This window comes from Duncaniella sp., from assembly GCF_029054785.1.
Classification (GTDB): Bacteria; Bacteroidota; Bacteroidia; order Bacteroidales; family Muribaculaceae; genus Duncaniella.
The window spans coordinates 1-10,860 of the sequence record NZ_JAIDEN010000139.1; the positions used below are offsets into that span (position 1 = coordinate 1).

At 51.6% G+C, this 10,860-nt stretch carries 11 protein-coding genes; 2 read left to right on the forward strand and 9 right to left on the reverse strand.

The genetic code is table 11. The features are described 5' to 3' along the window. On the reverse strand, positions 1-835 hold an 835-nt coding region (locus tag K2H17_RS08665; protein ID WP_300133796.1), incomplete at its 3' end, for a class II fructose-bisphosphate aldolase. A 234-nt stretch (positions 836-1,069) separates the two neighbouring features. On the opposite strand from K2H17_RS08665, the gene K2H17_RS08670 reads away from it, so the two are divergent. Both K2H17_RS08670 and K2H17_RS08675 read left to right on the forward strand, forming a co-directional pair. Continuing rightward, entirely contained in the window at positions 1,070-1,360 is a 291-nt protein-coding gene (locus K2H17_RS08670; protein WP_300133809.1) for a nucleotidyltransferase domain-containing protein, read from the forward strand. Then, positions 1,353-1,703, forward strand: a complete 351-nt coding sequence (locus tag K2H17_RS08675; RefSeq protein ID WP_300133797.1) for a HepT-like ribonuclease domain-containing protein — start codon at positions 1,353-1,355, stop codon at positions 1,701-1,703. Before K2H17_RS08670 ends, K2H17_RS08675 begins: the two co-directional genes overlap by 8 nt. Before the next feature lie 119 nt (positions 1,704-1,822). Here K2H17_RS08675 and K2H17_RS08680 read toward each other — a convergent pair whose 3' ends face one another. The 8 genes from K2H17_RS08680 to K2H17_RS08715 form a co-directional block, all read right to left on the reverse strand. Continuing rightward, entirely contained in the window at positions 1,823-3,058 is a 1,236-nt protein-coding gene (locus K2H17_RS08680; RefSeq protein ID WP_300133798.1) for a hypothetical protein, read from the reverse strand. A gap of 34 nt (positions 3,059-3,092) precedes the next feature. After that, positions 3,093-3,764: a hypothetical protein gene (locus K2H17_RS08685; RefSeq protein WP_300133799.1), complete on the reverse strand. Its 672-nt coding sequence runs from the start codon at positions 3,762-3,764 to the stop codon at positions 3,093-3,095. 296 nt (positions 3,765-4,060) lie between these two features. After that, positions 4,061-4,459 (reverse strand): hypothetical protein, encoded by a 399-nt coding sequence (locus tag K2H17_RS08690; protein ID WP_300133801.1) that lies wholly within the window; start codon positions 4,457-4,459, stop codon positions 4,061-4,063. A gap of 125 nt (positions 4,460-4,584) precedes the next feature. After that, positions 4,585-5,223 (reverse strand): response regulator transcription factor, encoded by a 639-nt coding sequence (locus tag K2H17_RS08695; protein ID WP_300133803.1) that lies wholly within the window; start codon positions 5,221-5,223, stop codon positions 4,585-4,587. A gap of 103 nt (positions 5,224-5,326) precedes the next feature. Continuing rightward, positions 5,327-7,099, reverse strand: coding sequence for a tetratricopeptide repeat-containing sensor histidine kinase (locus K2H17_RS08700; protein WP_300133805.1), 1,773 nt, complete (start codon positions 7,097-7,099; stop codon positions 5,327-5,329). Positions 7,100-7,178: 79 nt separating this feature from the next. Continuing rightward, a complete protein-coding gene (locus tag K2H17_RS08705) occupies positions 7,179-9,590 on the reverse strand; it encodes a TonB-dependent receptor (RefSeq protein WP_300133810.1) in 2,412 nt (803 codons plus the stop codon). Positions 9,591-9,678: 88 nt separating this feature from the next. Then, complete coding sequence (locus K2H17_RS08710; RefSeq protein WP_300133806.1) at positions 9,679-9,996, reverse strand: hypothetical protein; 318 nt, start codon at positions 9,994-9,996, stop codon at positions 9,679-9,681. A gap of 35 nt (positions 9,997-10,031) precedes the next feature. Then, a partial coding sequence (locus tag K2H17_RS08715) for a DUF4296 domain-containing protein (RefSeq protein WP_300133808.1) occupies positions 10,032-10,860 on the reverse strand: 829 nt, incomplete at its 5' end.

Here is a 10,860-nt window from a genome sequence, read left to right on the forward strand (position 1 = left end):
AGTCGATGTTGATCTTGCAGACAGCGCTCTTGGCAGCCTTGCGGAGTTCTTCTTCGGGGATACCGATTGCATCGGGCAACTTGCCGCCGTATTCGTTGATTTCTTCAACGTATTCCTGGGGAACAGAGCTTGAGCCGTGGAGCACGATGGGGAATCCGGGGAGTTTTTCCATAACGGCGTCGAGTACGTTGAATGCCAGGGGCGGGGGAACGAGACGACCGTTGGCGTCGCGGGTACACTGTTCGGGCTTGAACTTGTAGGCACCGTGAGAAGTACCGATCGAGATGGCGAGTGAGTCAACACCGGTGCGGGTAGCGAAGTCGATAACTTCTTCGGGGTCGGTGTAGGTGTGGTGGTCGGAAGAAACTTCGTCTTCAACGCCTGCGAGTACGCCAAGCTCACCTTCGACAGTTACGTCATACTGGTGTGCGTAGTCACATACTTTCTTTGTGAGGGCAACGTTTTCTTCATAGGGGAGGTGTGATCCGTCGATCATCACTGACGAGAAGCCGTGTTCGATGCAGTCCTTGCAAAGCTCGAAGCTGTCACCGTGGTCGAGGTGAAGCACGATCTGGGGATTTTCCCAACCGAGGCTCTTTGCGTATTCAACAGCACCCTGTGCCATGAAACGGAGCAGGAGGGGGTTGGCATAGTTGCGTGCACCTTTCGAAACCTGAAGGATTACGGGTGATTTTTCTTCAGCGGCAGCCTTGATGATAGCCTGGAGCTGCTCCATGTTGTTGAAGTTGAATGCGGGAATTGCATAACCACCCTTGATGGCCTTTGCAAACATTTCTTTGGTGTTTACGAGGCCTAATTCCTTATAACTTGTCATTTTAGTTAAGAGGTTTATTGATTAATAATAGTAATTAGAATTGTACTGGCTACAAAGATAACAAAAAAATCCCGGTCTTGATCATTAAACACTCAAAAAAGTCACCGAAGATTTCATAACGCAGGTTCAACCGGCGGTATGCGCTATCTCTTGAACCTGTTTTAGTTGCAATTCGTTTTGATTTCAGAATTAATTGCTATATTTGCTGTCGGAATGAATTTGATCGAATTGAATATGCGGCGTATCTTAGCCTTATGCAGAAAGCATAGGGTCAGGACTCTGTCTGTTTTCGGTTCAATTTTGACAGATAAATTCAATGACTCCAGCGATGTGGATCTGCTGGTGGATTTTGAACCTCAAAATCCGGATAGTCCGGATTTTGACTATGTTTCGAACTATTTTGGATTGAGGAATTCCCTTGAACATCTGTTCAACCGAAAGGTTGACCTGATCGAATATGGGAATGATATGAATCCGATATTCAAGGCTCTTGTCGATAAAAAGAAGCGGGTTATATATGGATGAATATATTGCTGTTTATCTTTATGATGTCAAGAGAGCCATAGAGGAAGTTGAAAGCTACTTCGTCGGCTATCAGATGCGATATGATGTTTTTGAAAAGGACTATCTTCGTCGAAGTGCTGTTGAGCGAAAGGCGGAAATAATGGACGAAGCAATAAACCGGATTCTTAAAATACAACCCGATTTCCCGTTGCCGAATGCAAGAGCAATTGTTGATACACGAAACCGAATAATACACGGCTATGATTCTGTAAAGCCTGAATTTTTATGGAGTCTGGTCATGCGTCATATTCCGGCGCTGAAAAAAGACGTGGAGCGGATCATTGAGGAATATACACGGCTTTGATGGAGCGGAGGGCTTGAATGAACTTTGCTTGAAAAATAAACGAGGGTGTTGCAAAACCTGTTGCAATTGGTTTTGGCAACACCCTCTTGTTTATAGGGCTGGCTTCCTTTGTTTCAGAACTATTTTAATTTGTGGAATTTCATGCCGGCGAAATCAAAGGTTGTCGGCGACAGGAGGGTGATGACGTTCGGTTCGTTTTTGGGAACCGGTTTGGGCTGTGCGTTAGGGACAGGTGTGCCTCTCCGCTGGGTGACTGTGATTTTGTCAAACACGACGGAGTTCCCGACTACTTTTCCGTAGTAAATATATTCGAAATGATAGACATGGCAGTCGCCGGGTGCGATATCCTGTGACATATTCATGATCACTGTGCCGTTGCCTCCGTCTGAGAATGTGGCACTTGCGGTTATCATGCCGTTTCCGCCTAATTTGGCCATGTTCATGCTGCCTTTCCAGCTGCTTCCATCGTTGCTGACAAATGTATTGAAGGTGCCATTGTCCTTATTGGCGCTTGCCGTGGCGGGTTTTGATCCGCCGGAGGTGCTGCCGGTGCGGCCTGCTTCAGGGCTGTCAGTGGTCTTCGGTTTGGCCGGAGCAGACTCAGCTGATGCCGGAGCAGACTCAGTCGGTGCAGAGACAGCAGGCGCAGACGGTACAGCTGATACAGGTGCAGAGGGGGCGTTGTCGTCAGGCAGTTCGCGCAGGCGTCTGATCGCGTCGGGAACTCCGGGATAGGCACAGATTGTTTTTATTTCTTCTGCAAAGTCACTGTCAACCTGGATGGTTTCAGGTTTGTTCTTGTCCTTGTTGTCTCCGTTTCCGTCATTTCCTGTGTCAGGCAATAGATTTCTGACGAGTGTCAGCTTGTGACCGTCTGGACCTATGAGGCGGTCGAAGGTGGTCAGACCATAGGTGACGAGTGAGCCGTCAGGGTTCGGAATGATGATGGCTTCACCTTTGTTTCCGAGAGTATTCTCCCAGTCCACCAGTATGATGCCTCTCTTCAGGCGCGGATTGGTGATGCGGAATTCTTCTGAGCTGGAAAACAGCATGTGGTGACGATATTTTCCGAATCCGGGCGCAGTGGTGCCTTTGAATTTCCGAGACAGCTTTTTGGCTCTCATGAAATCGCTTGGGAGCAGTTTGAATCCTGCTCTTTTACCGGTGAATGTCTGAGTGAAGTCCGGACGTGAGTTGATGAAATCAAGCTCCAGATACATCTGGTGTTTGCTCATGTCGGCCTTGTCGTTCATTTCGTAGATACCGGCCAGTGGTATTGAGGCTGTCGCATCAGAGGCTGAGATTGCCAGAACGGTTGCAAACAGCAGATTTCCGAGTGAAAATATTTTTCGCATTGAAGTTGTTGTTTTGATCGTTTATCGGATGGCATTATTCCCAGCCGTCGGTGTCGAAGGCGGCGCCTGAGTTTGCGGGCACGAAGAGTCTGCCGTCGACGTAGACACCGTGCTGTCCTGTGATGTCTTCCCAGATTATGATGGGCGATTCAAGTTTTTCGCCTGTCTCTTCGCCATATTGCACCTCTTCGGTGAGAAGGAGATAGCCGTTTCGGGCTACACCTTTATAATAGTACTGGAAGCCTTGGCAGCGGCCGTCAAGATAGGCTGTTGACACAGATTTTAAGGCTTTGACATCATCGCCGTCACCGACTTTCCAGAAAGACCATCCGACTGTCTGCTCGCAGATATCGGTTGACTCGGTGTTGACGAGATATGCCTCGTCCACTTCCTGCTCGGCGAGTTCAGGTGCGAGGAGCGGAAATTTTGAGCGGGAGACGGTAAGAGTGTCGAGGTAGCCTTCGGTGCCGGTTGCGATGTTGCGGACTTTGACCCATCCGTCGGCTGGAAATTCCATGAAGCGGAAGATTTCGCCCATTGATGTCGGGGCTACTGTTTCTGATTTTGCGTCGGGCGATGATTTCAGTTCGATTCCGGTCATTTTGACGGCTACATAGGTTTCAGGGACTTCTTTCGAACATGAAGCCGTGAGGATGGTTGTTCCGACGGAAATAAAGAATGCTATTTTACTTAAAATTGATTTCATGGGGGAATGAATTGGTTTGTGCTCCGTATGCCGGATAAGTAACTCTTCAAAATTAAGAGGGCGCTGTTGTAAAATACCCTCTAAAGTGGTTACCCCCTGATGCCAGGATCAGGGGGTGTAGCCGTGTGGCTTTGGGAATATATAATGATTAAGAGGTTGTTTAAAAACAATAGTTAAAATCTGAGCGAAAGTTTTGAGGTGGATATGGCTATGTTCCTTTCTCATTTACAATAATTTATCTAAAAGATACACCACTCAGATTTTAACTATTGTTTTTAAACAACTTCTAAGTTAGGTTACTTTTTATTGCTTTCCATCATTTTTTCTTTGACACGTTTGACAAACGCTTCATGTGCTTCGACCTGAGAGTCGGAAACTATCCGTTTGGAGGCTGTTGCCATAGATTTTACTCTGCCTGAGAGTTTCATGAATATATGGAATGAAGCGCGTTGTTCGTCACGCTGCTCTTCGGTGAGCTTGTCCCACTCTTCGGATCCTGATTTGGGTATGTCGGAGTTAAAGCAATAAGCTTCCATAAGGTCAAGCATGTCATCGAAATCCTGGGGTGTCAGGCTTTCGAATTCCTTTGAACAAAGTTCTTGGGCGCGTTCCTGATTCCATGAAGGACCGCCGCAGGCTGTCAGGATAAGGAGAGACAGACAAATTGCAGAGAAATAAGAGAGTAGTTTTTTCATGTGATGAATGGTTTGAAAATGAAAATATATGCAGGATGGTTTAACAGTGGCGGTGGTGTCGATCGCAGCCTGATCGCCTGATGGCCGGTCGGACTGAAACAGAATCCAGTTCAGAGGTGACACCTTTAAAGGCGTGAAGTCGGGAGCAGTCCGTGGTTGACTGCATTGAGTACCAGTTCGGCTGAGTTGCGGGCGTGGAGTTTGCTGAGGAGATGGCGGCGATGTGTTTCGATAGTGTTGGAACTCAAGCCCATTTCGGCAGCAATGTCGTCGGTCTTTTTGCCGGATGCGATCAGGCGGAGCACTTCAAGTTCCTTTGGACTTGGCATCTCACATGTGTCGATCAGGCGCCTCAGCTGCTCGGCACGCTTACAGAAATATGTGTCGCCGTCGGCCACCCGACGGATAGCGGTGGCGATTTCTGACGAAAGCACGTCTTTAAACAGGATTCCCTCTACGCCTGCATCAAAATAGTCTTTGATGATCCAGAGTTCTTCATGAATTGTATTTACGATGATTTTAATGCCCGGACAGATCTGACGTATTTTATGTAGTAGTGTTATACCGGGAGCATCAGGCAGTTCGACATCGAGCAGACATAGGTCATAGGTGCGGAATGATGCCTGGGAAAGGGCATCGGCAGCGGTCATGGCACCATCCACATGACATTCATCTCCGAGAATGTCCTCTATGAGGTGGCGCATTCCGCGGAGCACAATATCATGGTCATCAACCAAGAGGATTTTCAGATCAGATTTTGCCATAGGGGGTGGGGGTGGTGAGAACGTTGTCTAAAGATTTCACACCACAAAATTAGGCAAATGCCATGAGATATAAATCACGGAAATCCGTGAGTGCGGTCGATTTTTATTTAAAAAATTTGACTGACATGTGGTTGGATCCGCTTTTTTCGAAGAAGTTCAGTGAACCCTGAAGCGCTTTCACACGGCGCTTGAGATTTTCAAGGCCGAGTCCTCCGGATGTGACGGCAGTCGGATCAAAGGGGGAGCCGTTGTCGGAGATGTCGAGAGTGATTTCACCTTCGGATTCCGTCAGGCTTACGGTTGCGCCTGTTGCGCTGCTGTGGTTGCGCAGATTGCCGGTCCATTCCTGGATGATGCGGTAGAGGTTGATGGATTTTTCAGGGTCGAGATCAATTGTGCTTTCCTCCGTCAGATAGCTGACAAAACCTTCGCTTTTCTGAGCGTAAGCGGCAATGAGCTGAGTCAGGGAAAGTCCGTTGAAGCGAGGCGGAAGAAGTTCGTGGGAGATGGAGCGGACCTCGTTGCGGGTTGTGCGGATCATTTTGGAAAGCTCTTTGGTGTCACAGCGGCCTGAGGCCAGTATCAGTTCAATGCCGAGAAGGTCGTTGCAGACACCGTCGTGGAGTTCGTGGGCGAGGCGGCCTCGTTCCTGCTCAATGCCGTCGAGCCTGGCGCGGATGTTCTCGATCTCGATTTTGCGGCGTCGCGCACGAAGATAGATTGTCAGAAGGAGTGATGCTATTATCACTCCGGCGATGATGATCGCGATGATTGTGTCGCGCCGCGATTTCTCGGCTTGCAGACTGGCGATCGCAAGTTCTTTTTCGGCAGTGTGGTAGCGGACATTAAGGTCTGAGATCTGTTCGTTGATGTCGCTCTGGTGGATGCTGTCGGCAATTGCGATAGCCGTCATGTAGGCATTATCCATATTTTCTATGTCGCCCAGCCCTTTATAGTTGAGGGCTATGCGCTGCCACAGGCGGTCGAGAGGCATGAAGGGGCGTGAGTCCTGCATGTCGAGGATTTTCTTCTGTATGTCGAGGCTTTCACGATAGCGGCCCATTGCTGTCAGTATGACAAAACTCTGTTCGAGGAAGCCGATGGATTCGATTGACGCTTCAGGCACTTTGTCAAGCACGGCGCGCCCGCGGTCGATGTAATATCTGACGGAGTCGGGATGGCCGAGCCGGTTGTGCATGGCTATTATTGAGGCGTAGGTTTTGAGCATGTAGCGCGGGATGCCTTTCTTTTCGGCTATCCCGATGATGTTTCGCTGGGTCTGAAGGCCGCGGTCATGATGTCCGGCAAGGAAGAGGGCGGAACCGAGAGAGGAGGCCGCATAGATCTGGGTCTCGATGTCGTCTGTCAGACGTGCTTTGTCAAGTCCTTTTTCCGCGAAGGTGACGGCTTCTTCAAAACGGCCCTGATTTGCAAACAGAACTGCAATGGAGGTGAGGATGCTTGCTTCGAGATCCGGAGCATCGCTTTTTTCAAGCAGTGCGAGTGCGCGGTTGTAGCATATCAGCGCAGAGTCGGACTGCTGATTGACGCGATAGGCCACTCCGAGGTCTGAAAGGGCATTGACGCAGGCCATGGTGTCGGCGATCTCTTCGGCAGATCTGACAGCAGCACTGAAATCGGCGATAGCAGCCGTGTTGTCGCCGAGGGTGAAAAGGGCATTCCCCCTTATGGACAGCAGAGAGACTTTTGGGGCTGTTGTCCTGTCAGACAATTGGGCAAGTGCTTCGTTGCAGAGGATGATGGCGCTGTCAGGATCGGTGTTGACATAAGAGTCGATCCGTTGGATAGCATTTTCGTCGATTGGTGTGGACGCATGGAGAGGGATGCTTGCGAGGAGCAATGTCAGAATATACAAAAAAGTCTCAGCGCGTTTCAAGGTGGAGGTGTTTTTGGTTCGGGTGGATGGGCCGGATGGCTACTTGAAAAATAGGTTTTCAGAAGTCGATTGTCAGGCGGACGTTGACCTGGCGGCGGGTGAGGTAGTTGGGGACGGCATACTGGATTTCATTGACGTCGGTGACCCAGTAGTATGACGCTACATTGGAGATGTCAAACAGGTTGAAGACATCGAGGCCGAGCCAGACGCTTTTGAGATGTCGTCCGAAGCCGTTGCGGCTTTCACCCTCTTTGAGTTCGGGGAGCAGGGCATAGGAGAGACCGATGTCCACACGCTTGTAGGGCGGCATACGGAAATATCCCTTGTCGCGTGACGAACGGGGTGCGGTCGAGGGGAGTCCGTCCATGAAAATGCCGCGCAGGGCGAATTTGAGGCGTGGGAATTTCGGGAAATAGTCAGTGAAAAACATGCCGAGGCTGTAACGGCGGTCTGTCGGTCGCGGAACTTTGACACCGTGGAGGTTTTCACTGGTTTTCATTACCGAGAAACTGATCCAGGAGTCGCTTCCGGGCACGAACTGTCCGAAGAGCTTCATGTCAAGACCTGCGGCATAGCCAGAGCTTTCGTTGAGGCCGGTGTAGACTATTTTCAGGTTGTCGATCTCGTAGGGGACAAGGTTGGAGAGGGCTTTGTAATAGATTTCGCCTGAGAGCTTGAACGGGCGGTTGAGTGCGCGGAAGGTGTAGTCGGTGCCCGCGATCAGATGGAAACTGCGCTGCGATCTGATGTCGGTGTTCAGGCTGATGGTGCGGTTGCCTTTGTCGTCGACGACCGGGAGGCGGTATTCTTTGTAGAAGGGTGCCTGATAGTAGAGGCCTGTTGCGAAACGGAGTGCCCAGGAGGGGGATTTTTCAGGGATGAAGCCGACATTGAGGCGCGGGCTGAGGAGGAGTTCTTTGTTGAAACTCCAGTAGCTCATGCGGAGACCTGCATTGACGGTGACAAAGCCCGCGGCTGTGTTGAACTTCCAGGCATCCTGTGCGAAAGCCGAGAAGCGGGTGGAGTTCAGGTCGTGATAGGAGTCGAGGTTATAGATCATCCGGAGTTCGGTGCCGGTGGCGGGGAGTGAGAAGCCTGCTGAGTCGCGCAGTTCCCATTCGCGGCTGCGGTCCATGATCTTCTCGCTTTGGATGTTGAGTCCGTAGGTGAGGGTGTGGCGCGGGTTGATGGCCGTCTGTCCTTTCAGGGCCAAGGAGAGGACAGAGGCTTTGAGGCGGTTTCGGGCGTGTTCGTGATAGCGGCCCACGCCAAGCTCGCCGCCTACGTCTGAAGTGCCTGCCTGATCGAGCCAGTATTCTCCAGAAATGTCATAGGCCACAAGTTCGTCTGTGAGGTAGCCTGAAGCGAGGAGCTGGAGATTGGTCCCGCGGTTTACGCGATAGTCCAGCGAGAGGGCGCCGAAGTAGGTGTCGAAGCGGTCTTTTTCATGACCGTCGAAGTAGACGGTGAATTTTTTAGCATCGGTTGTGGTGCCGAAGGTTGTTGTGCGGTTGCGGGGCGTGAATTTGTATTGGTTGAGGCCGATGTTGCCGAGAAAGGAGACCTTGAATTTTTTCGAGAACTGATAGGTCAGCGAAGTCTGGTAGTCAAAGAATGTCGGGTCATATTCACCTTTTGTGTCCATTGAGCCGAGCAGAGAGGAGTTGCGCTTGTAGCGCACGCCGTGGAGCTGAGAGAATTTGCCGGATGCCTGTCCGAGGGAGAGGGAGCCGCCCATCAGGCTTGCGCTCAGAGAGCCTTCGAAAGACTGCGGCTGGCGGTAGGTGATGTCGAGGACCGATGACATCTTGTCGCCGTATTCAGCCGGGAAACCTCCGGTTGAGAAACCGATGGCGCCGACGAGGTCCGGGTTGATGATGCTGAGGCCTTCCTGCTGACCTGAGGTGATGAGCAAGGGGCGGTAGACTTCGATGCCGTTGATGTAGACCGAGTTTTCGTCATAGGAGCCGCCCCGGACTGAATACTGGGCCGACATTTCGTTGGATCCGGTCACGCCGGCCATCGTTGTGATCAGGCTTTCGACGCTGCCCCCCTGGACATCGGGGCTTTTGCGGAGTTCCGAAGCGTCGATCGTGCCGACTGAACCGGTCTGCTTTTTCAGTTCGGTGACTTCCACCTGCTGGAGCATTTCAGTGCTGAGCTGGAGACGCATGTTGAGCGTCACGTCACCTTTGGCGTCGATCAGAGTGCGGGTCTCTTCCCGGAATCCGATGCAGGAGAAGTGGATTTTTATGGTGTCGTTGGCAGGGCAGGAGAGGGAGTAGTCTCCCTCAAGTCCGGATGTGGTTCCGAGGGCTGTTCCGGCTATGCGTACAGTGGCGAATTCGACCGGCTGCCCTTCGCTGTCGGTGATTTTGCCATGAATTTTGACCTGTCCGTCGGATAGAAGGGCCAAAAGCGGGCAGAGAAGCAGGATAAATATTTTAAAACGGAGTCCGTTGCCGTGCATTATGTGCTGTGTGATTGGATAAGTCATGAACAGGTTTATAAACAACCTCTAAGAACACAACGCGGCTGAGCGGGAAAAATTGTGTGTTTCAGAACTCTATGACCATGACTTCGGGCTGATCGGCGGTGGTGACATGCGGCACTGCGGCTGCGAGAGCTTCGAGATAGGATTCGAAGGCCTCGCGTGTCGGAAAGCCGGTTCGGGGGGCGGAGAGTTCAGGCGAGAGGGTGAAGCCGGAGGGCGCGATCAGGATGATGCCGTTGATGTCAATGGTGGAGTGGATCTCGCCTTCGAACGGTCTGACCGTGGGCCGGATGTCGGATGATGGCGATGAGGGGTAACAGACGAGAGCGTTGCGGGTGATCCTGCCGTCGGCAATGGCGGCGTGGACTCTGGCTGAGATCATGTCGGGTGTCATCGCGTGGAGTTAAGATGTCTGACTTATCGGATTTTCACGGTGTGCTGTGCCTTGCGGGCTTTGACATTGTCGTTTCGGCCGCGTGTACGGACAAGGGCGATGGAGTCGAGATAGGAGATCTCGCCTTGGCCGGCTGCATAGTGGATGGTGCCGTAGAGGTTTGTGGCTGTCTTGGCCGAGTCGAGGACAAGTGTGAGCTGTTTGCGTCCTTCGGATCCCTGATTGAGGGTCACGTATTCAGCCGTACCGTCGTTGTAGGTCACGGCGAGAGTCATGAACAGAGGCGAGTGGGGGTTGAGCGGACGCGCGTAGAGGGTGTAGCGGTCGCCGCGTTCCCAGTTGCGTTCCGAATTGTAGGTGAAGCTGATGAAATCAGACGGGTTGCCTGAGGAGTTGCGGCGCATGGTCGGTCCGCGCCAGATGTTGACAGAGTCACCCTCAGGAGTGTCACGCTGTATTCGCTCAGAGCTTTTTGCACCGGATTTCTCTACTTCGGCTATGCGCTGGTTGAGGATCTCGATTGTCTTGTCGTAGACTTTGATGTATTCCGGAAGATTGTTGCCATACCAGTAGAGCGACGTGTCGAGGTCTGCCGTAGTGACTCCGTGGTTCTGGCAGATTGACTGCATCAGGGCTTTTTTCGCGGAATCCGAGCGGAAGGCCAAACTGTTGGCGTCGACCACGGCTTCTCCGGTGTGAAGATCTGCCATGATCTCAGCCATTTTGTTGACTGAAATCACATATCCGGGGGTCTTGCCGCAGGCAGCGAAAAAGAGGAGCAGGGAAAGGGCTATGAACAACGGGAGGTGTCGCACGTCGGTAGTGAGGGGGATGGTTGGGGTGGTATGGGGG

What these genes read in the sequence shown, in the direction of transcription:
- K2H17_RS08670 (WP_300133809.1), top strand. Translation starts at nt 1,070, where the DNA reads ATGCGGCGTATCTTAGCCTTATGCAGAAAGCATAGGGTCAGGACTCTG.
- K2H17_RS08675 (WP_300133797.1), top strand. Translation starts at nt 1,353, where the DNA reads ATGGATGAATATATTGCTGTTTATCTTTATGATGTCAAGAGAGCCATA.
- K2H17_RS08680 (WP_300133798.1), bottom strand. Translation starts at nt 3,058, where the DNA reads ATGCGAAAAATATTTTCACTCGGAAATCTGCTGTTTGCAACCGTTCTG.
- K2H17_RS08685 (WP_300133799.1), bottom strand. Translation starts at nt 3,764, where the DNA reads ATGAAATCAATTTTAAGTAAAATAGCATTCTTTATTTCCGTCGGAACA.
- K2H17_RS08690 (WP_300133801.1), bottom strand. Translation starts at nt 4,459, where the DNA reads ATGAAAAAACTACTCTCTTATTTCTCTGCAATTTGTCTGTCTCTCCTT.
- K2H17_RS08695 (WP_300133803.1), bottom strand. Translation starts at nt 5,223, where the DNA reads ATGGCAAAATCTGATCTGAAAATCCTCTTGGTTGATGACCATGATATT.
- K2H17_RS08705 (WP_300133810.1), bottom strand. Translation starts at nt 9,590, where the DNA reads ATGCACGGCAACGGACTCCGTTTTAAAATATTTATCCTGCTTCTCTGC.
- K2H17_RS08710 (WP_300133806.1), bottom strand. Translation starts at nt 9,996, where the DNA reads ATGATCTCAGCCAGAGTCCACGCCGCCATTGCCGACGGCAGGATCACC.